This window comes from Pseudoalteromonas sp. Z9A4, assembly GCF_011378845.1.
Lineage (GTDB): Bacteria > Pseudomonadota > Gammaproteobacteria > Enterobacterales > Alteromonadaceae > Pseudoalteromonas > Pseudoalteromonas arctica.
The window spans coordinates 336,462-357,501 of sequence record NZ_WTLA01000001.1 but is presented as its reverse complement, the minus strand read 5'-3'; the positions used below and the strand labels follow the sequence as shown (position 1 = coordinate 357,501).

At 39.2% G+C, this 21,040-nt stretch carries 16 protein-coding genes and 1 pseudogene; 5 read left to right on the top strand and 12 right to left on the bottom strand.

Features of this window, described 5'->3' with window-relative positions:
* Positions 1–2: 2 nt before the first annotated feature.
* A complete protein-coding gene (locus GQR54_RS01460; RefSeq protein WP_166376322.1) occupies positions 3–1,898 on the bottom strand; it encodes a DUF294 nucleotidyltransferase-like domain-containing protein in 1,896 nt (631 codons plus the stop codon).
* A gap of 148 nt (positions 1,899–2,046) precedes the next feature.
* Positions 2,047–3,054 carry a rhodanese-related sulfurtransferase gene (locus GQR54_RS01455; protein WP_007583069.1) on the bottom strand — a complete coding sequence of 336 codons (1,008 nt, stop codon included), beginning with the start codon at positions 3,052–3,054 and terminating at the stop codon, positions 2,047–2,049.
* 208 nt (positions 3,055–3,262) lie between these two features.
* On the opposite strand from GQR54_RS01455, the gene GQR54_RS01450 reads away from it, so the two are divergent.
* Positions 3,263–4,591, top strand: coding sequence for a DEAD/DEAH box helicase (locus GQR54_RS01450; protein ID WP_007583068.1), 1,329 nt, complete (start codon positions 3,263–3,265; stop codon positions 4,589–4,591).
* Between the two features lie 2 nt (positions 4,592–4,593).
* Positions 4,594–5,427, top strand: coding sequence for a S1-like domain-containing RNA-binding protein (locus GQR54_RS01445; RefSeq protein WP_024590152.1), 834 nt, complete (start codon positions 4,594–4,596; stop codon positions 5,425–5,427).
* Positions 5,428–5,470: 43 nt separating this feature from the next.
* Here GQR54_RS01445 and GQR54_RS19510 read toward each other — a convergent pair.
* From GQR54_RS19510 to gyrA, 10 genes and pseudogenes are all read right to left on the bottom strand, one after another.
* Positions 5,471–5,844, bottom strand: a pseudogene (locus GQR54_RS19510) (hypothetical protein).
* Positions 5,845–5,937: 93 nt separating this feature from the next.
* The gene (gene pyrF / locus GQR54_RS01440) at positions 5,938–6,642 is read right to left on the bottom strand and encodes an orotidine-5'-phosphate decarboxylase (protein ID WP_166376321.1); all 705 of its coding nucleotides are present in this window, start codon (positions 6,640–6,642) and stop codon (positions 5,938–5,940) included.
* A 351-nt stretch (positions 6,643–6,993) separates the two neighbouring features.
* A complete protein-coding gene (gene lapB, locus GQR54_RS01435; protein WP_166376320.1) occupies positions 6,994–8,130 on the bottom strand; it encodes a lipopolysaccharide assembly protein LapB in 1,137 nt (378 codons plus the stop codon).
* A 2-nt stretch (positions 8,131–8,132) separates the two neighbouring features.
* Complete coding sequence (locus GQR54_RS01430) at positions 8,133–8,414, bottom strand: LapA family protein (protein WP_007583056.1); 282 nt, start codon at positions 8,412–8,414, stop codon at positions 8,133–8,135.
* 21 nt (positions 8,415–8,435) lie between these two features.
* Positions 8,436–8,723: an integration host factor subunit beta gene (ihfB, locus tag GQR54_RS01425; protein ID WP_007583054.1), complete on the bottom strand. Its 288-nt coding sequence runs from the start codon at positions 8,721–8,723 to the stop codon at positions 8,436–8,438.
* 67 nt (positions 8,724–8,790) lie between these two features.
* Positions 8,791–10,458 carry a 30S ribosomal protein S1 gene (gene rpsA, locus GQR54_RS01420; RefSeq protein ID WP_166376319.1) on the bottom strand — a complete coding sequence of 556 codons (1,668 nt, stop codon included), beginning with the start codon at positions 10,456–10,458 and terminating at the stop codon, positions 8,791–8,793.
* Positions 10,459–10,553: 95 nt separating this feature from the next.
* Positions 10,554–11,264, bottom strand: coding sequence for a (d)CMP kinase (cmk, locus tag GQR54_RS01415; protein WP_007583052.1), 711 nt, complete (start codon positions 11,262–11,264; stop codon positions 10,554–10,556).
* Positions 11,265–11,370: 106 nt separating this feature from the next.
* Entirely contained in the window at positions 11,371–12,648 is a 1,278-nt protein-coding gene (gene aroA / locus GQR54_RS01410) for a 3-phosphoshikimate 1-carboxyvinyltransferase (RefSeq protein WP_166376318.1), read from the bottom strand.
* Positions 12,648–13,730, bottom strand: a complete 1,083-nt coding sequence (gene serC, locus GQR54_RS01405) for a 3-phosphoserine/phosphohydroxythreonine transaminase (RefSeq protein WP_010552860.1) — start codon at positions 13,728–13,730, stop codon at positions 12,648–12,650. The genes aroA and serC overlap by 1 nt, the downstream gene beginning before the upstream one ends.
* Positions 13,731–14,051: 321 nt before the next feature.
* On the bottom strand, positions 14,052–16,751 hold the full coding sequence (gene gyrA / locus GQR54_RS01400; RefSeq protein WP_166376317.1) for a DNA topoisomerase (ATP-hydrolyzing) subunit A: 2,700 nt from the start codon (positions 16,749–16,751) through the stop codon (positions 14,052–14,054).
* Between the two features lie 177 nt (positions 16,752–16,928).
* On the opposite strand from gyrA, the gene ubiG reads away from it, so the two are divergent.
* The 3 genes from ubiG to nrdA all read left to right on the top strand — a co-directional run bounded on the left by ubiG (position 16,929) and on the right by nrdA (position 21,010).
* Entirely contained in the window at positions 16,929–17,639 is a 711-nt protein-coding gene (gene ubiG, locus GQR54_RS01395) for a bifunctional 2-polyprenyl-6-hydroxyphenol methylase/3-demethylubiquinol 3-O-methyltransferase UbiG (RefSeq protein WP_166376316.1), read from the top strand.
* Positions 17,639–18,319, top strand: coding sequence for an HAD-IA family hydrolase (locus GQR54_RS01390; protein WP_166376315.1), 681 nt, complete (start codon positions 17,639–17,641; stop codon positions 18,317–18,319). The genes ubiG and GQR54_RS01390 overlap by 1 nt, the downstream gene beginning before the upstream one ends.
* 408 nt (positions 18,320–18,727) lie before the next feature.
* Entirely contained in the window at positions 18,728–21,010 is a 2,283-nt protein-coding gene (gene nrdA, locus GQR54_RS01385; RefSeq protein ID WP_165739716.1) for a class 1a ribonucleoside-diphosphate reductase subunit alpha, read from the top strand.
* Positions 21,011–21,040: the final 30 nt, after the last annotated feature.

Sequence of the window (21,040 nt, the reverse complement as noted above, 5' to 3'; positions counted from 1 at the left end):
GGCTACTTCACACCAGAATTTGCTGTGTAGCTAAATTTTAAATAGCTTTGTGCTTTTTCTAAAATAGCGAATGCCTCTTTCAAGTTTCGCTGTTCAAAAGGAGACAGTAAATGTGGGTCTAAGTCGTTATCAGGCTCTTCGCCCTTCTCTATTTGCCACGCTTGATGGCGAATTCGCATCATGGCAATATACTCAAGTGAATCACGTAAATCTTGCGCTTTACCCTGCGGTAATAGCTTAGCTTCAATAATATCTTCTAATCGCTCAAACGAGTTTTGTTTACGCGAACCAATAGCTAATGCGTGTACACGTATAACATCAGAAAGTGGTGCAGTACCTCTTCGTTTTAAGTTCATTGAACGCTTATGTTGGCCGTTATGCTCCATAACAAAGCCTTTAAAAAAGCCAAGAGGTGGTGTCCTATTTCGAGCATTTGCCGCCATATTTGCTAGAAATATACGATTCACTTTACTTTGTTTCGCTATAAATATTTTAAGCTCGTCGGCCCACTTGGTTTTGCCCCACACACCGTCTAAATCAAAAAATATAGAGCTATTAAGCAGTGCTTGTGGTTTTGGCTGGGCTATCCAATCAGCAAATTGATCGAACCACTCTGAGCGAGTTTTACGCCATTTTTTAAACGACGCCATTATTTCGCCATCACAATAAGTGTAACCACACTGCGCTAAGCCATCACACACAAAATCGGCAATATTTTGAAAGTACGCGTTATGTTTTTCTTCGTCGTAACTGTCATCTAAAATTAGTGCATTATCTTGATCAGTTACAATAAGTTGCTCGTCGCGAGCCATGGAGCCCAGTGCAATAAAACAATAAGGAACAGGAGGTGAACCAAACTTTTCTTCAGCTAATACAAGTAATCTTTGTTTAAATGTACGTCCTATAACGGCCATGGCAGTGCCAATCATATGTGAATTTGCATCTTCGTTAACCATACGGACAAATACATTGGGTAATTGGCGTGCATAATGCGCTAAATCCTCAATTGTTTGTTGAGCAAGTATGCCGCGTACAAGTAATAAGCTGCTTTGCGATTCGTAACGTAAAATATCAGAGAGGGAGATAACTCCTATAGGACGTCTTTTTTGTACTACGGGTAAATGATGGAGATTATCTCTGAGCATGGCCAGTACCGCCTCAAAAATATAGTCATTAGCATCTAAAAGCACTAAGTTAGTAGACATAATCTCTTTTGCTTGTGTGTTAAAATCAAGCCCTTTAGCCACTACTTTTGAACGTAAATCCCTATCGGTTATTATACCAACTACTTGTCCGTCATCTTCTTCTGGGTCATCATTTATGGGTTTATTTACATCGGTTACCAAAACTGACGATACCGCCTCTTCGGTCATTAATTTAGCGATATCTTGTATTGTAGAGGTTGCATCTACGGTGACTACATCTCTGTGAATTAATGATTTTACTTTAGCTGTTGTAAGGTCGTTGCCATCAGCTTGTTCAACAATAGCTTGACGTAAACGCACGTTACCATCTGTTTCAAAGTAATCAGCAAACGCATCAAACTCATCGCAGTAACGATTAAATAGCTCAACATTTATACAATAAACTAACGTATCTTCAAGAGCAGTTGCAGGAAAACGCACCTTACGGTTCATCAATAAACCCATTTGACCAAATATCCCTGCGATGGCCAAGCGATTGTATAGCTCACCATTTCGGCGATACATTTCTACAGAACCACTTCTAATCACATACAAATCAGATATGTCTTGTCCAAAACTTAAAATGTCTGTTTTTGCTCTAAAATAAGCAACTTCTACTTGTTGAGCTAGCTCATTAAGCGCTTTTTGAGGTAAGTCATCAAAAGGAGGATGTTGTGCTAAAAATTGTGCGATTTCAACTTGTTCGGCTTGCATAAATCCCTTCCTGTATGCGCATTAAAATGACTAAATATGTTTTGCAGATTAACACTATCATCGGAGTGTGAAAACAATTACTGCACAATTTTGGGCACAAAAAAAGAGCCTAAATAGACTCTTTAAATGTAATACTTATTGTAAAAATTTATTTACCGCGCTGAGCGTCTTTTTGGGCTTTTTTGGCTTCTTTACGTTGCTGTAAAACAGCTTGTGCCTCATTACCAATATGGCCTTCGCCACGTGCTTGCGCTAATTCTATTTGCTTTTGGCGCTCCGCAAAACGTGTCCGCTGCTCGTCTGTCACTTCTTCAATACAATGATGACAAGATACACCTTCCATGTATTCAGGCTTTAACTTTTCGTCTTCTGTAATTGGCATACGGCACGCGTGGCATTGATCATAAGAGCCCTTTTGTAAGTCGTGATCAACCGCAACGCGATTATCAAATACAAAACATTCGCCTTCCCACATGGTTTCTTCTTTTGGCACTTCTTCTAGATATTTTAAAATGCCGCCTTCAAGATGATAAACTTCGTCAAAACCTTGCTCTTTCATGTAGGCCGTCGATTTTTCGCAGCGGATACCACCTGTACAAAACATCGCTACTTTTTTATGTTTTTCAGGGTCTAAGTTTTCTTTAGCCCACTGTGGAAATTCGCGAAAAGTTTTAGTATTTGGATCGACTGCGTTTTGAAATGTACCAATTTCAATTTCGTAATCATTACGTGTATCAATTAAAATTACTTCTGGATCAGATATAAGTGCGTTCCACTCATTTGGCTTTACATAGCTACCCACAACTTTAAGCGGATCTACACCTTCAACGCCCATCGTTACAATTTCTTTTTTTAGTTTTACTTTAGTGCGGTAAAACGGGCATTCATCATCGTAAGATTCTTTTGTTACAATGTTTTTTAAATTTGGTTGCTCATCAAGCCATGCTAATAAGTTGTCTATCCCTTCACGTTTTGCAGAAACAGTGCCGTTTATACCTTCGGCAGCGAGTAGTAAAGTACCGCGTACTTCATTTGCTTCCATCACTTCAAGCAACGGCTTACGGATAGCTTCAAATTCAGGTAAACCAACAAATTTATACAGCGCACATACTACAAAGTGATCGCCCGTTACATTATCTTTATGAACAACAGTCATTATATTTCCTATTTTGCCTTGTTAGCCAGTATTGGCGTTTACCGAATCGTAAATCCGGCGCATATGGGGCGCGTATTTTACGCTTTTTTAGTTTAATTGCAAAAAATAGCGCTATAGATTGGTTTTTACTGTTAGCGACCTATCTGTGTAAGCTATAATGCGCTGATAAATTTATAGACTTAATTTGCTCATTTTGGAGAAACACACATTGCAGTTTACTGATCTTGGGATTGATACACGCCTTGAAACACAACTAGCACATCAAGGGATCACCCAGCCCACCGATATTCAAGCGCATGCAGTGCCTACCGCACTTGCAGGGCATGACATTTTCGCTCAGTCTAAAACTGGGTCGGGCAAAACCTTGGCGTTTTTATTACCTGCTGTACAAAGGGTTATGAAACAAAAAGCACTCAGTAAACGCGATCCTCGTGTACTTATTGTTGCTCCTACTCGTGAGCTTGCTACGCAAGTATTTACTCAGCTGCGTTTATTAATTGCAGGCACAGCCATTAAGGCCGTAAAAATACTTGGTGGCGAAAACTTTAATGACCAAATAAAAGCACTTAGAAACGACCCACAATTCGTAGTTGCTACACCAGGGCGTTTAGCTGATCACATTACAAAACGTTCATTACAATTGAGTGGACTAGAACTGCTTATTTTTGATGAAGCCGATCGTATTTTAGATTTAGGCTTTACCGAGCAGTTAAAAATGATTAACGAGCAAGCTAATCACCGTTTACGTCAAACGTTATTGTTTTCTGCAACACTTGACCATGCTCAAGTAGATGCTCTATCACGTAACCTATTAAAAAAACCAAAGCAAATTACGCTAAGTGCAGCGAACGAGCAACATAGCGATATTAAACAAACTTTATATCTAGCCGATCACCTTGATCATAAAGAAGCGCTATTAGAGCACTTTTTGAATCAAGATGATGTTGGTCAATGCATTATCTTCACAGCAACACGTTCTGACACGAGTCGCTTGAGTGAAGCGCTTAATGCTAAAGGCTTCAAGTCTGTAGCGCTTGCTGGTGATTTAACACAAAATAAACGTTTAGATATAATGGATTCGTTTAGTCGCGAAAACTTTAAAATATTAATCACAACCGATGTTGCATCTCGTGGTTTAGATTTACTAAGTGTAACGCATGTTATTAACTTTGATTTACCAAAACACGCTGAAGAGTATGTACACCGCATAGGTCGTACAGGACGAGCTGGCTTTAAAGGTAACGCAATTTCATTAGTTGGCCCAAAAGATTGGGCAAGTTATTTAGCTATTAAAGCATTTTTAAATGATGAGTTAAAATTTGCGAGCGTAGAGGGCTTAAAAGCTAAGTTTAAAGGTTTAAAAGAGAAAAAGCCTGAGGCAACGTGGGATAAATCTAAAGAAAAATCCGCCGCTGTTAAAAAGCCTGTATTTAAACGCAAAGCCAAACCTAAAAAGCCAACAGCACCAATTAAAGCACCAATGAACATTGATGGCGATACACCAATGCGCCGTAAAAAAAAGACTGAGCAGGAATAATTATGAGTTACCTAGGAACCACACAAACATTATTTGTAAAAGAAGTGAGTAACGAAGGTGCTTACTTAGATGGTCATGATTTAGGTGAAGTGTTTTTACCAAAACAAGAAATTAAACATGAGCTTGAAGCGGGCGATAGCATTAGTGTATTTATCTTTTTAGACAACGCTAACTTAGCAACTGCCACAACTAAAAAGCCACACGCACAAGTAGGTGAATATGCCCTGCTTCGCGTTAAAGAAATTAATAGTATTGGTGCATTTTTAGATTGGGGTCTTGAGAAAGATGTACTAACCCCGTTTAACGAACAAAAACCACGCATGCAAGAAGGTCACTCATATTTAGTTCGTTTGTACCTTGATAATGCAAGCCAACGTATTTGTGCATCAAACAACTTTAATCGCTTCCTATCTAAAGATGAGCCACAATATACTCACTTACAAGAAGTAGATTTAATTGTTGCTGGCAAAACAGATATTGGCTACAAGGTATTAATTGAAGAATCGCATTTCGGTGTTGTTTTTTACAATATGGTATTTAAAAGCTTATTTGTGGGTCAAAAGCTTAAAGGCTTCATTCAAAAAGTACGTGAAGATGGAAAAATTGATGTTGTATTAGAAAAGCCAGGTATGGGAAAAGTAAGTGACCTTGGTGAAACTATTATGCAAAAACTAAAAAATGAAGGTGGTGTTATCCCATTAGGTGATAAATCTGAACCTGAAGCAATAAAAAAGATGTTTTCTACTAGTAAAGCTAACTATAAAAAAGCAATTGGTGGATTATTCAAACAAGAGTTGATAGATATTGAAGCGAAATCCATTCGCTTAAGATCTTAATTATAAATAATAAGCTGTAATTACTAATATTATCTGTTTGTAATTAACCTAAAATATACTTATAAGGCAATGTACATTGCGTATATTGCCTTGAATAATCAAGCACTTCACCTTTTGACTCTAGGTTAAGCGGTGCCAAACGAAAAATCTTCTTTTCGCATTCTATTTTTTATCATCAAGCTTAGATATGCAATCAGTTACTGTTATATGCTGAGATGTAAGTGTATCCTCATTTTTGTAACACAGGTGGTGTGCATAATCTTGCATTGTTTGTTTAAAATCGAACATATTGACAGGGTAATTCGTGATTATATCTGTTACTGATGTAACATCATCATATGCTTTATTAGAAAAAAGATTTTTATTTACTGAAAAACCCGCAACAATAATAATTATAAAACCTAATAATAACTTCAAAACAAACCCCTACTACATTTCAATCCTAATAATGTAACATAAAATACACATGAGGTAAGGGCTTTTAGCACTATATTGCTGCTTTTTGTTAAATTATGCTATAGATATATTAACATCACTAAGCACTTTTACGGGATCATCCGCCTGAGTAATAGGTCGTCCTATAACTAAATAATCACTTCCTGCATCTATTGCTTGCTTAGGAGTCATAATACGCTTTTGATCGCCAGCATCACTGCCTTCAGGACGTATACCTGGTGTTACAAGTTTAAAGTTCTCACCTAACTCTGCTTTTAAAGCTTTTGCTTCTTGTGCAGAACACACAACGCCATCAAGCCCAGCTTCCTTTGCAAGCTTAGCTAAATATATAACTTGCTCTTGAGCAGATTTATCAACGCCTAAACGCTTTAGTTCTGTTTCATCCATGCTTGTTAATACAGTAACCGCGATAAGTAATGGCGCTTTATCGCCAAATTGTTCTAGAGCCGATTTAGCTTTGCTCATCATTTCAAAACCACCAGAAGCATGAACGTTTACCATCCACACGCCCATTTTCGCAGCTGCAGTAACAGCTTTAGCTACTGTATTAGGGATGTCATGAAATTTTAAATCTAGAAAAACATCAAAACCTAAATCAATTAACTCTTTAACAAATGTAGGTCCAAAATAAGTAAACATCTCTTTGCCTACTTTAAGACGACATGTATCAGGAGAAAGTTGTTTAACAAAGCTTAAAGCAACCTCTTGATCATCGTAATCTAATGCTATAAGAATTTTTTTTGAGTGTTCGAAAGACATGACTATCCTAATGTATGGCTATAATACCAATCCGCAATAATACTTAATCAATTTGAGGACCAAATCTGACGCTAACTGCGTTAAAAATTTCTTATATAGAACAATAATATTACGAAATTTTTTGCCTTGTTATCGACACAATTTTTTTACCTCAAAACAGACCACTTAATTAAGCGAATTGATATAAAGTAATTGTATAAGTAGATTTAATGCAATAGTGCTAGCTGGTAATTTGAGAGAAGGTGTAGAGAAATTTATATAGACACAACATCAAAAAATTCCAACCCAGTAAACTCTCAGTTTAATTTGCTAAAATTATCATAGTTAAATCCGATATTATTTAAGGGGTTATTAAAATCCGTCTAAGCCTCGACTTGGAACAATGGTTTCCCAATGCTTACAAGAAGGGCAATTCCAATATATGGTGTAGCTTGTAAAACCGCAATGCTGACATTGGAAATCAGGTTTTGTAGCAATATAAGAGGTTACAAGCTTATCAATTTCATTAAGTACTTCTTTAGTATTTTTATTTTGGTCACCCATTAATTGCAGTAAAAAACTGAAACCACGAATAGTAGGTTGACGTTTTAAGCTATCAGTTAGAAATTCAAAGGCTTGTTTAGTGTGTCCTTGCTCAAGCAGTGCCTGGCAATGTTTTATTTTAATTAATACACCGCCCTTTTCTAACAAGTCACTGACTAATTCATGAAATTGATGCGTTAAATTTAATTGTTTATAGCTGTGAGCTAGCTCATCAATAAACAACGGCGCAAACAAAGTGAATTGTGATACAAGCTCACGCCAGTAATAAATAGCTTTAACGTAATCTTCTCTCGCGTAAGCAACTAATCCTAACTCGTAAAGCGGACGTACGGCTTTATAATTTAAGCTAATCGCTTTTCTCATTAGTTGGGGTGTGTTATCACTTAAAGCTGATTCACAATAAAAATTAGCAATCGCTTTAAATTGTTGTTCTTTTGAAAATAGTTCGCTGTGGGCTTCAAACATGTTGATGCCTTTTTCCCATTCACGGGTTTGCGAGTATAAAGTAATAATAGGGTCTAGCGCTTCTACATGGCCAGCCTTAACTAACCAAACTAAGTGCTCTTCTGCACTATCTAGTAGACCAGCCATTATATAATCTTCGGCAAGTTCTAAACGGCTAGTTGCAGCTTGTTGTTCATTTAAGCCTGGGTGTTTTAACAGAAGTTCATGAATTTTAATTGCGCGGTCTAATTCACCTCTACGGCGAAACATGGTGGCAAGTGTAGAATAGTGTTCAACAGAGTCAGCTGAAACTTCAAGCAAATTAATCAAGTGCTCTAAGCCTTGGTCTTCTTCTCTGTCGAGTAGAAACTTTAAGCCTTTGCTGTATTCAGAAGTGATCTGACGATTTAGTTGATGAGCTTGGTTTTTAGCACTGTTTTTACCCATAATCCAGCCGTAACCGGCGGCAACAGGTAATAGTAAAAACAAAAGCTCAATCATAGTTAGGTGTCTTTATTCGCGGCAAGCTTTTTTTTATCTTTTTCAGGCGCTAATTGCTTTTTTAAGCGGTAGTTTTGCCACTTTAATTGTGAAAACAATTTAAAGCTAATAAAACAACCCACTAAAACACCTAATAAAAAGCAGATACTTATTATTACAGCTAAAGGTAGTGTATTACTGGCTATAATATAATTTATTTGTACTAACTGTGGGTTTTGTGACCCTAATACAAATGCACTGATGAGGCATAGCGCAACCAGAATAATTTTTAATACCTTGAACAAGTAACTACTCCACTAAGTTAACTAGGCAATGCTTTCATTTACGCGGTCGCGTAATTCTTTGCCTGGTTTAAAATGAGGTACATGCTTTCCTTCAAGCTCAACTGTATCGCCAGTCTTAGGATTACGACCTGTGCGAGGAGCGCGGAAATGCAAAGAGAAACTACCAAAACCTCTGATCTCAATACGATCTGAAGTAGATAATGAGCCGGCCATTTGTTCAAGAATTTCTTTTACAGCATTCTCAACATCTTTCACTGGAACGTGTGCGTGTTGTTCCGCAAGTGTTTCTATCAGTTCTGACTTAGTCATAGCGTTTCCTTAAAAAGAGATATAGGAAGGGCAAAAAATGCCCTTCCAACTAAAAACTAATTATATATTAGTCTTTTTGTGCATTTGCGAAAGCAGCTGCCATTGCGTTTTCAAACACTGGCTCTTCTTTCTTAAGCTTCTCTAGTACTTCTTTCTCTTCTGCTTCGAAAAGAGCTTTTACAGATAAGCTTAAAGTGCGGTTCTTACGATCAACACCAACGTATTTAACTTCAATCTCGTCGCCTACAGAAACAACAGAAGTTGCATCTTCAACGCGTTCTTGAGCGATATCAGCTACACGGATGTAACCTTCAACGCCTTCGATAAGTTCAACAGTTGCGCCTTTCGCATCAACTTCAGTCACTTTACCTTTAACAATAGCACCTTTTTTGTTTGCATCAAGGTAGTTATTGAATGGGTCAGCTTCGATTTGCTTAACACCTAGAGAGATACGTTCACGCTCTGGGTCAACTTGCAATACGATAGCAGTGATTTCGTCGCCTTTCTTGAATTCACGTACAGCTTCTTCGCCAGGTGTATTCCAAGAAATGTCTGAAAGGTGTACAAGACCGTCAATACCACCGTCAAGACCGATAAAGATACCGAAGTCAGTGATTGATTTGATCTTACCAGTAACTTGATCGCCTTTGTTTTGTAGACGAGCAAATTCCTGCCAAGGATTAGCAATACATTGCTTAAGACCAAGAGAAATACGACGACGTTCTTCGTCAATTTCTAAAACCATAACTTCAACAGTGTCGCCTAAGCTAACAACTTTTGAAGGATGGATGTTCTTGTTAGTCCAATCCATTTCAGAAACGTGTACTAAACCTTCAACGCCTTCTTCGATTTCCACGAAACAGCCGTAATCTGTAAGGTTAGTAACACGACCAGAAAGTTTAGAACCTTCTGGGTAACGACCAGCGATAGCTGCCCATGGATCTTCACCAAGCTGTTTAAGGCCTAGAGATACACGAGTTTTATCTTTGTCGAATTTTAGAACTTTAACTGCGATTTCGTCGCCAACATTAACGATTTCTGAAGGGTGCTTAACACGCTTCCAAGCCATATCAGTAATGTGTAGTAGACCATCAACACCACCAAGGTCAACGAATGCACCGTAGTCAGTAAGGTTCTTAACGATACCTTTAACTTCTTGGCCTTCAACAAGGTTAGCAAGAAGCTCTTCACGTTCTTGTGAGTTTTCAGATTCGATAACTGCACGACGTGAAACAACAACGTTGTTACGTTTTTGGTCAAGCTTGATTACTTTAAATTCAAGCTCTTTGCCTTCAAGGTGAGTCGTGTCACGTACTGGACGAACATCAACAAGTGAACCAGGTAGGAAAGCACGGATTGAATCAACTTCAACTGTGAAACCGCCTTTAACTTTACCGTTGATAACACCAGTAACAGTCTCTTGCTCTTCACATGCTTTCTCAAGACGGATCCATGCTTCGTGACGCTTAGCTTTCTCACGAGAAAGAATAGTTTCACCGAAACCGTCTTCAATTGCATCTAGTGCAACATCTACTTCGTCGCCTACAGCAACTTCAAGTTCACCAGCAGCATTTTTGAACTGCTCTGCAGGGATAGCACTTTCTGATTTAAGACCAGCATCTACAAGTACAATGTTATTCTCGATAGAGATTACTGTACCTTTAACGATAGAGCCTTGCTCTGCTTCAAAACCCTTTAAGCTTTCTTCAAATAACTGCGCAAAATTTTCTGACATACGAATATACGTCTCATATATTAATACCAATAAGCAACCATGCTGCATGGGGTTGTTAAAATAGCACTGGCATCCTGCTGGCGCATAAAATGTGTTTAGCTTCGTTTAGGAAGCTTACCTTCAGAGATTGCAATATCCAATAAAGTTATTACCTTATCAAACACTTGCTGTGCATTGAGCTCGCTAGTATCAAGCTCAATAGCATCATCTGCAGGTACAAGCGGAGCAACGGCACGATTCATATCGCGCTCGTCACGAGCTTGAATGTCCTGTAATAGACCACTTAGTGTAACATCAAGACCGCGCGTATTCAACTCAACAAAGCGTCTACGAGCACGCTCTTCTGCACTTGCTGTTAAATATATTTTTAACGGCGCATCTTGAAAAACCACAGTGCCCATATCACGGCCATCGGCAATTAAGCCGTTTTCAGTGCGAAATGCACGCTGGCGACGTAATAACGCTTCACGAACGCGAGGTAATGCTGCAACTTTTGATGCTGCAGCGCCTACTTCTTCATTACGAATAGTAGTAGTTACATCTTCGCCTTCTAAAATAACTTTTCCTGCATTAGTTTGGCTATCTACCAAAAACTGCACATCTAAATTTGCAGCAAGAGGGACAAGCCCTTCTTCATTGTCTAATGCAATTTGGTGATGAAGTGCAGCTAAAGATAAAACGCGATAAATCGCACCGCTATCTAATACATCCCACCCTAACTTGTCGGCTAACAAGCGACAAACAGTTCCTTTACCTGAACCACTTGGGCCATCAACGGTGATCACGGGCATTAATAACGCCTGCATTTAAAACCTCCTGCAATGCACACCTAAATAAACCGCGACATTATACGTCAGTTATTAAAATATATCTGCTATTAGTGTGTAACTTTTGTAATTACTTCTAATTAGCTTATTCACTGACTGACGCTAAAACATTGAAAAATGTAGGAAATGTTTTATAGGTACACTTTGGATCATTAATCGTTATTGGCTTTCCACCAACGGCAACCATTGCAAAACACATGGCTATACGGTGATCGTCGTAAGTGTCTATTGCTACATCGTTGAAGTGTTTAGGCGGTGTGATTTCTATAAAGTCATGCCCTTCTACCACTTCTGCACCTACTTTTCTAAGCTCAGTTGCCATCGCATATAAACGGTCTGTTTCTTTTACTCGCCAGTTATAAATGTTACGAATGGCAGTTGGGCCTTTAGCGAAAAGAGCAACAGTTGCAAGGGTCATAGCAGCATCAGGAATTGCATTAGCGTCAATATCTACGCCTTTTAATTCGCCTTTGCGAACAACTAAACGCTCATCATACCAATCGATTTTTGCGCCTACTTGCTCCATTACTTTAGCAAAGCCTATATCACCTTGAACTGATTTAGCACCCACGCCTTTAATTTCAATCTCGCCGCCAGCAATTGCAGCCGCAGCAACAAAGTAAGAAGCAGAAGATGCATCGCCTTCAACCATAATTCGATCGAGTGATTGATACTGTTGACCACCTTTAACTTTAAAAGTTGCATAATCACTGTGTTCAACATTAACACCAAAACGTGCCATTACATCAAGCGTAATATCAATATAAGGTTTAGATACTAAAGTACCTTTAATAGTTATCGTTGTATCACCGCTAAATAATGGCGCTGCCATTAATAGAGCCGTTAAAAATTGACTTGAAATACTACCGTCAATTTCAACCTCACCACCTTTTATTTGACCACCTACAATTTTAAGTGGTGGATAGTCTTTGTGTTTTGTATAGGTAACATCACCACCAAGCGCTTGTAGAGCATCAACTAAGTGCCCTATCGGACGCTCTTCCATACGTGGCTCGCCTATTAGCTCATACTCACCAGCAACGGCAGCAAGTACAGCCGTTAAAGGTCTGTAAGCAGTACCCGCATTACCTAAAAACAAAGGCTCAGTAGGTGTATTAAACACACCACAAACTCCCTCTACGGTCGCTACAGTGTGTTCATCATTTAAAGTTACATTTACACCTAATAACTTTAAAGCACCCAGCATATGGCGTATATCGTCACTATCAAGTAAGTTTTCTACAACGGTGGTACCGTTTGCCAGTGCTGCTAATAATAAAATTCTGTTCGATAGACTCTTTGAACCTGGTAGGGTTACCGTGCCATTTACTTTAGAAATAGGTTCTAAACGGAGCTGCTCCATTAGCTGTGCTCCTTTGCAAATGCAGCCATAAAATCTACAAGTGCTTGAACACCTTCAAGAGGCATAGCGTTATAAATACTTGCGCGCATACCGCCCACAATTCTGTGACCTTCAAGTGCAAGTAAACCGGCCTCGTTTGATTGAGCAACAAATTTGCTATTTAAGCTTTCATCGTTTAACCAAAATGGAACATTCATGCGTGAGCGGCAGTGTTTAGCGACTATATTTGAATAAAAATCTGAGTTATCGATAAAATCATACAGTAAATTTGCTTTAGCAATATTTTGTGCTTCCATGGCTTTTACCCCACCATTGCTTTCAAGCCATTCAAATACTTCAGCCGCTAAATACCAAGCAAAGGTAGGTGGGGTATTAAACATACTGCCCTGCTTTGCTTCAAGTGCGTAATCTAAAATACCGGGCTTTGGCAAACCTTCGCGCTCAAGTAATGTTTTACGAACAATAACAATTGATATGCCCGATGGACCGATATTTTTTTGCGCACCAGCGTAAATCAAATCAAATTTATTAACGTCTATCTCACGCGATAAAATAGTTGAAGACATATCAGCAATAATCGGAGCTGTTGGGTGGCTTGGTACATCAAAAATCTCTAAGCCATCGACAGTTTCATTAGGGCAATAGTGGATGTACGCAGCGTCTTCTGGTAATTCCCAGTCAGCAACGTCTTTAATTGAAAACTCACCATCAGCATCATTACGGACATCCGTAAAAGACGTTTGAGTAAACTTATTCGCTTCATCTCTGGCGCTTTTCGACCATACGCCATTCTCGCAATAAAACGCTGTTTTGCCTTCTTGGTGTAAGTTTAATGGCACAGCACTAAACTGACCACGACCACCACCATGCATAAACAGCACTTCAAATTCATCACTAATATTCATTAGGCGACGAAGGCTAGCTTCACATTTAGCTGTAAGCGCTAAAAACTCTTTACTACGATGGCTAATCTCCATCACAGACACACCTAGGTCTTGCCAATCTAGAAACTCTTTTTGCGCTTTTTTCATAACCGCTTGCGGAAGCATAGCTGGCCCCGCACAAAAATTATATTTACTCATTACCTTTGCCTCATTCCAGTAATTTAACTACTAAGCATGAACATTTAATACCAATCCGCTAAACCTTTAAAATTTAATGAATAATACCAATCCGCAATAATACTTAATCATTTTGCGGGGCTAAACGTGTCGCTACTTGCGTTAAAAAATTCTCATTTAGAACAACTAAATAGCGAATTTTTTGCCTAGCTATCAACACGTTTTTCCACCCTCAAAATAGATCTCTTAATTAAGCGAATTGGTATGAGTATAATTTCACACCCTATTAATTTTTTTCAACAACATTAAAAAAAGCGGCCAAGGCCGCTTTTTCAATATCAATTATTCTGAAGGAGGATTATCATCCGCTACTTCATCAATAACCGTATCTACTGTTTCAACGTCTTCAATATCAATTAAGTCACTCTCAGTAACTTCAATCTCTTCTATACGTTGTAAACCAACTACTTGCTCTCCGTCAATAGTTCTGATCAAAATAACACCTTGCGTGTTACGTCCAACCGTAGAAACTTCATTAACGCGAGTTCGTACTAAGGTACCACGATTAGAAATAATCATTATTTCATCGTTGTCATCAACTTGCACAGCACCAACAACAGCACCGTTACGTTCACTCACCTTGATAGATACAACACCTTGTGTTGCACGACTCTTAGATGGATAATCTTCAAGCTGTGTACGTTTACCGTAACCATTTTCAGTTACTGTTAGAATAGCACCGTCAGTTTTTGGTACAATTAACGATACTACGCGTTGCTCGTCTGGCATTTTAATACCACGAACACCTGTAGCAGTACGACCCATTGGACGAACACCTTTGAAACGAATCTCAGGGTTGCCTTCTTCATCAAGTACTGGGTTACCGTTTTCATCAACAACGGTTGTTTCTTCAGCTTCTTTAAAGCGTACTACTTTACCAGCATCAGTGAACAACATAATTTCGTTGCTACCATCGGTAATATCAACACCAATTAAGCTATCGCCATCATTTAAGTTAACAGCAATGATACCGCTTGCACGTTGACGACTGTAAGCCGTTAATGGTGTTTTCTTAACAGTACCAAATGCAGTTGCCATAAAGATGTATTTATCTTCTGCGTACTCGCGTACTGGCAATATAGCTGTAATACGTTCATCAGCTTCAAGTGGTAACAAGTTAACAATTGGCTTGCCGCGCGCTGCACGACTTGCTAGTGGTAACTGATACACTTTAAGCCAATATAAACGACCGGCCGTAGAGAAACATAAAATAGTATCGTGTGTATTTGCAACTAACAGACGTTCAATGAAATCTTCATCTTTCATCTTCGTTGCTGACTTACCTTTACCACCACGACGCTGCGCTTCGTAATCAGACAATGCCTGATACTTCACATAACCTTCGTGAGAAAGCGTTACTACAACGTTTTCTTCAGTAATTAAATCTTCTAAGCTTATATCGTGAGCTGCGGCGTTAATTTCTGTACGACGCTCATCGCCATATTGCTCTTTAATTTCTACTAGTTCGTCACGAATAACTTCCATTAAACGCTCAGGCGTAGCCAAAATATATAAAAGATCAGCAATTAAATCTAATAAGGTTTGGTATTCACTTATAATTTTTTCGTGTTCAAGACCAGTCAACTTATGTAAACGTAAATCTAATATTGCTTGAGCTTGTTGCTCAGAAATATAATATTGACCATCACGAATACCTAAATCAGCGGCTAACCAATCAGGACGAGCTACATTATCTTCACCCGCTTTCTCAAGCATGCCTTGTACATGACCTAGTTCCCACGGACGCGCTGTTAAAGCAATTTTAGCTTCAGCAGGTGTAGGAGATTTACGAATAAGCTCGATAATTGGGTCAATGTTTGCAAGTGCAATCGCTAAGCCTTCAAGCGTGTGTGCACGGTCGCGGGCTTTGCGTAAATCAAACACGGTACGACGAGTTACTACTTCACGACGGTGAATAATAAACTCTTCAAGCATTTCTTTTAAATTAAAACACTTAGGTTGGTTATTAATTAAAGCAACCATATTCATACCAAACACAGTTTGTAACTGAGTTTGTGAATATAAGTTATTTAGAATAACTTCGCCTACGTCACCACGTTTGATCTCAATAACGATACGCATACCGTCTTTATCTGATTCATCACGTAGTGCACTAATACCTTCAATTTTCTTATCTTTAACAAGCTCAGCAATTTTTTCAATTAAACGGGCTTTGTTAACTTGATAAGGAATTTCGTGAACGATGATTGTTTCACGGCCTGTTTTTTCATCGGTTTCGACGTCGGCGCGTGCACGCATGTACACTTTACCACGGCCAGTTAAGTAGGCTTGTTCGATGCCCTTCTTACCGTTGATAATTGCAGCCGTTGGGAAATCAGGACCAGGGATATAATCCATTAACTCTAAAATAGTTAAATCAGGATTTTGAATAAGTGCCAAACACCCGTTCACAACTTCAGTTAAGTTATGTGGTGGAATGTTTGTAGCCATGCCTACTGCAATACCCGACGAACCATTCACTAATAAATTAGGAACTTTCGTTGGTAAAACATCAGGGATGAACTCTGTGCCATCGTAGTTAGGAACGAAATCAACCGTTTCTTTTTCAAGATCGGCTAATAACTCATGCGACATTTTTGCCATACGTACTTCTGTATAACGCATTGCCGCTGCTGAATCACCATCAACCGAACCGAAGTTACCTTGGCCATCTACAAGCATATAACGTAGTGAGAATGGCTGAGCCATACGAACTATCGTGTCATAAACTGCACTGTCGCCGTGTGGGTGGTATTTACCGATTACGTCACCGACCACACGGGCCGATTTTTTGTAAGGCTTGTTCCAGTCATTACTAAGCTCGTTCATTGCAAACAAAACGCGGCGGTGAACAGGTTTTAAACCGTCACGTACGTCTGGTAATGCACGTCCTACTATTACGCTCATTGCGTAATCTAAGTAGGAGTTTTTTAACTCGTCTTCAATATTGACTGGCAGAATTTCATTGGCGAGATCAGTCATTTGATATCACATTCCTTCAGTATCAGCTCTCAACAACCCGGTATTGGGTATTAAGAGTATTTGTTATTATTACTAATAGCCATGCTATCACAATTAATTTCAATTTACAGGCGCAAAACTTTGCGATTTATCAATTTAGCCCTATATAATGGCCTCAGATTGACGAGGAAGTATTTTATGACCGAACATCAAAATGTAGATCACGCAGAAATAGCAAAATTTGAAGCCATCGCAGAGCGTTGGTGGGACCTAGACGGAGAATTCAAACCTCTTCACGAAATTAACCCGTTACGTTTAGATTTTATAGCAAACAAAACGCAAGGCTTATTCGATAAAGAAACACTCGATGTTGGCTGTGGTGGCGGCATTTTAAGCCAAAGCATGGCGCGTATGGGTGCTAAAGTAACCGGTATCGATATGGGGCAAGAGCCTTTAACTGTTGCTAAATTGCATAGTTTAGAGACAGGCGTAAATGTAGATTACATAAAAGTACCTGCCGAAGAGTTTGCATCGCAGTACCCTGAGCGCTTTGATGTAATAACGTGTATGGAAATGCTTGAGCACGTACCCGACCCAGCTTCTATCATTCATGCTGTAGCTGCACTTGCCAAACCAGGTGCAGACGTGTTTTTTTCAACCCTGAACAAAACCCCTAAAGCATATTTATACGCGATTGTTGGCGCTGAAAAACTCTTAAAAATGGTGCCTGAAGGTACACACGACCATAAAAAGTTTATAAAGCCTGCACAGCTTATTGCATGGGCGGAGCAAGCGGGTTTAAAAGTACGTGCAAGTACAGGGCTTTCTTATAACCCACTATCAAAGCAATATACGCTTAATAACGACGTTAGCGTAAATTACATACTTTATTTTGAGAAGTTAGCTTAATGGCTAGCTCTCAAGCCCCACTGCCTCTTATTGAGTACGATGCATTTTTATTTGATTTAGACGGCACCCTGCTCGATACCGCTGATGATTTAGGCGCCGCTTTAAACGCAGTGCTTATAAGTAATAAAATCACACCTGTTAGTAGTGATGTATACCGCCCTGCAGCATCTAACGGCGCAGGTGCGCTATTAGAGGCTGGTTTTAAAGAGTTATGGGCTAAACAACCCCAAAGCGAGCTGATTAAGCAATTAGTTGACGAGTACGCTGCAAACATAGCAAAACACACGCATTGCTTCTCTGGAGTTGAATCGTTACTTATCGCCCTTGATCAAAAAAAGATCAAATGGGGGATCATGACTAACAAACCTGGCTTTTTGACCGAGCCTTTAGTGGCTGCTATCCTCGCTTTAAAAAACGCCAGTGTAGTAATAAGTGGCGATACCTTCGCTGAGGCCAAACCATCACCGCTACCACTGCTACATTGTGCAAAGCTTATGGGGGTAAAACCAAACCGTTGTTTGTACATTGGTGATGCACAGCGTGACATACAAGCAGGCAAAGCGGCAGGTATGCACACTGCAACGGCACTTTGGGGTTATATACCAAGTATTGATAAAGCCAACAGCTGGAATGCTGATTTTAACTGGCAAAGTCCAATTGATGGTTTTAACCATATATAGTGCCATGTTAATTATTAAACACTATATATTGTGATTGTGTTAGTTTTCACACAAAGCTTGTCGATAAAAAAAGCAGTCAAAATTTATTTTTAAAATGCGTAAATTTAGCAGATCATTAGTTGATTTTTGCATATTCTAACTTAAATGATTGTTCGAAGGTGAGTGTCTACTAACACAAATGCGTTATCCCAAAGTTATCCACATATAGGGGCAATTATGTCCCTTGCAAAACAACTCAGACCACACTATCTTGTGATCTCTAAATTGAACAACACCAGATATTGTGGCCAAATGTTATTCAATTAAATTCGCCATTACGGTGAAACTTATAATAAATGAGTACTTACCTTGCCATTGCGAGGTATGACGCATTGGTCAAAATACATAATTCCCAAGGAATACAGGCAAATGAACCAACAGTTATCTGTAAGCAAACGTGACGGGCGTAAAGAGCCTCTTGATCTTGATAAGATCCATCGCGTTATTGAATGGGCCGCCGAAGGTTTAAAAAACGTATCGGTTTCGCAAGTTGAATTAAAATCACACATTCAGTTTTACGACGGTATTCGTACTAAAGACATACACGAAACCATTATTAAAGCTGCTGCAGATCAAATTTCAAAAGAATCGCCTGATTACCAATACCTAGCGGCACGTTTAGCTGTATTCCATTTACGTAAAAAAGCGTACGGCCAATTTGAGCCACCACGTTTATTTAACCATGTAACAAAAATGGTTGAAGATAAACGCTACGACGCTCACTTACTTGTAGATTACACTGAGCAAGAGTTAGACGAGCTTGATGCATACCTCGATCATTCTCGCGATCTTAATTTTAGCTACGCGGCTGTAAAACAGCTTGAAGGTAAATACCTTGTTCAAAACCGTGTATCGGGTGAGATTTACGAAAGTGCACAGTTTTTATATATTTTAGTCGCGGCAAGCTTATTCTCTGACTACCCACGTGAAACACGCGTTTCTTACATTAAGCGTTTTTATGATGCAGTCTCGTTATTTAAAATATCATTACCTACGCCTATTATGGCAGGTGTACGTACGCCTACTCGCCAGTTTAGCTCATGTGTATTAATTGAGTGTGGCGACAGCCTTGATTCAATCAATGCTACATCGTCTGCGATTGTTAAATACGTATCACAACGTGCGGGCATTGGTATTAACGCAGGTCGTATTCGTGCGCTAGGTAGCCACATTCGTAACGGCGAAGCGTACCACACAGGTTGTATTCCTTTTTATAAGCACTTTCAAACAGCTGTTAAAAGCTGTTCACAAGGTGGTGTACGTGGCGGCGCAGCAACATTGTTTTACCCGCTTTGGCACCTAGAAGTAGAGAACCTACTTGTGCTTAAAAATAACCGTGGTGTAGATGACAACCGTGTTCGCCACCTTGATTACGGCGTACAGTTTAATAAATTAATGTACTCTCGTTTAATTAAAGACGATTACATTACGTTATTTAGCCCATCAGACGTGCCAGGCCTTTACGATGCATTTTTTGAAGACCAAGAAGAATTTGATGCGCTTTACGTAAAATACGAACAAGACGAATCGATTCGTAAAAAGCGTATTAAAGCGATTGAGCTTTTCTCTATGTTTGCACAAGAGCGTGCAAGTACAGGTCGTATTTATTTACAAAATGTGGACCACTGTAATACACACAGCCCGTTCATTGCTAAAGTTGCGCCTATTCGCCAATCTAACTTATGTTTAGAAATTGCATTGCCAACTAAGCCACTAAGCAACGTAAACGACGAAGAAGGCGAAATTGCCCTTTGTACACTGTCTGCGTTTAACTTAGGTGCCATTGAGTCACTAGACGAGCTTGAAGAGCTAGCTGAACTTGCAGTGCGCGCACTTGATAACTTACTTGATTTCCAAGACTACCCAGTACCGGCTGCAAAAAATGCGACTATGGGTCGTCGTACACTAGGCATAGGCGTAATTAACTACGCATACTACTTAGCTAAAAACGGTAAGCGTTACTCAGATGGCAGCGCAAATGCACTGACTCACAAAACCTTTGAAGCTATTCAATACTACCTAATGAAAGCATCAAACGAGCTTGCTAAAGAACGTGGTGCATGTCCTAAGTTTAACGAAACAACGTATTCACAGGGCATTATGCCAACAGATACGTACAAACGTGACTTAGATAAAATTTGTGATGAACCACTTCATCTTGATTGGGATACACTACGTGCCAGCATTAAAGAGCACGGCATGCGTAACTCAACACTAAGTGCGTTAATGCCTTCAGAAACATCGTCGCAAATCTCTAACGCAACAAATGGTATTGAGCCACCACGTGGTCACATTAGCGTTAAAGCAAGTAAAGACGGTATTTTGAAACAAGTAGTGCCTGAGTACGAACGTTTAAAGAATAACTACGAGTTATTATGGGATATTCCATCAAACGATGGTTACCTACAACTTGTGGGCATAATGCAGAAATTTGTTGACCAAACTATATCGGCAAACACAAATTATGATCCAAATAAATTCGAAGGCGGTAAAGTACCTATGCAAGTCTTATTAAAAGACTTACTAACAGCGTACAAACTGGGTGTTAAAACCTTGTACTACCACAACACTCGCGATGGTGCCTCAGATATGCAAGAAGATACTCCAGAAGTGGAAGATGATGATTGTGAAGGCGGCGCGTGTAAAATATAGTTATTAATTTTTATTTTAAGCGGGCATTTA

Excerpts from the sequence above, each read along its gene's own strand:
- GQR54_RS01460 (WP_166376322.1), bottom strand. The coding sequence starts at position 1,898 with ATGCAAGCCGAACAAGTTGAAATCGCACAATTTTTAGCACAACATCCT.
- GQR54_RS01455 (WP_007583069.1), bottom strand. The coding sequence starts at position 3,054 with ATGACTGTTGTTCATAAAGATAATGTAACGGGCGATCACTTTGTAGTA.
- GQR54_RS01445 (WP_024590152.1), top strand. The coding sequence starts at position 4,594 with ATGAGTTACCTAGGAACCACACAAACATTATTTGTAAAAGAAGTGAGT.
- pyrF (WP_166376321.1), bottom strand. The coding sequence starts at position 6,642 with ATGTCTTTCGAACACTCAAAAAAAATTCTTATAGCATTAGATTACGAT.
- lapB (WP_166376320.1), bottom strand. The coding sequence starts at position 8,130 with ATGATTGAGCTTTTGTTTTTACTATTACCTGTTGCCGCCGGTTACGGC.
- ihfB (WP_007583054.1), bottom strand. The coding sequence starts at position 8,723 with ATGACTAAGTCAGAACTGATAGAAACACTTGCGGAACAACACGCACAC.
- rpsA (WP_166376319.1), bottom strand. The coding sequence starts at position 10,458 with ATGTCAGAAAATTTTGCGCAGTTATTTGAAGAAAGCTTAAAGGGTTTT.
- cmk (WP_007583052.1), bottom strand. The coding sequence starts at position 11,264 with ATGCAGGCGTTATTAATGCCCGTGATCACCGTTGATGGCCCAAGTGGT.
- aroA (WP_166376318.1), bottom strand. The coding sequence starts at position 12,648 with ATGGAGCAGCTCCGTTTAGAACCTATTTCTAAAGTAAATGGCACGGTA.
- serC (WP_010552860.1), bottom strand. The coding sequence starts at position 13,730 with ATGAGTAAATATAATTTTTGTGCGGGGCCAGCTATGCTTCCGCAAGCG.
- gyrA (WP_166376317.1), bottom strand. The coding sequence starts at position 16,751 with ATGACTGATCTCGCCAATGAAATTCTGCCAGTCAATATTGAAGACGAG.
- ubiG (WP_166376316.1), top strand. The coding sequence starts at position 16,929 with ATGACCGAACATCAAAATGTAGATCACGCAGAAATAGCAAAATTTGAA.
- GQR54_RS01390 (WP_166376315.1), top strand. The coding sequence starts at position 17,639 with ATGGCTAGCTCTCAAGCCCCACTGCCTCTTATTGAGTACGATGCATTT.
- nrdA (WP_165739716.1), top strand. The coding sequence starts at position 18,728 with ATGAACCAACAGTTATCTGTAAGCAAACGTGACGGGCGTAAAGAGCCT.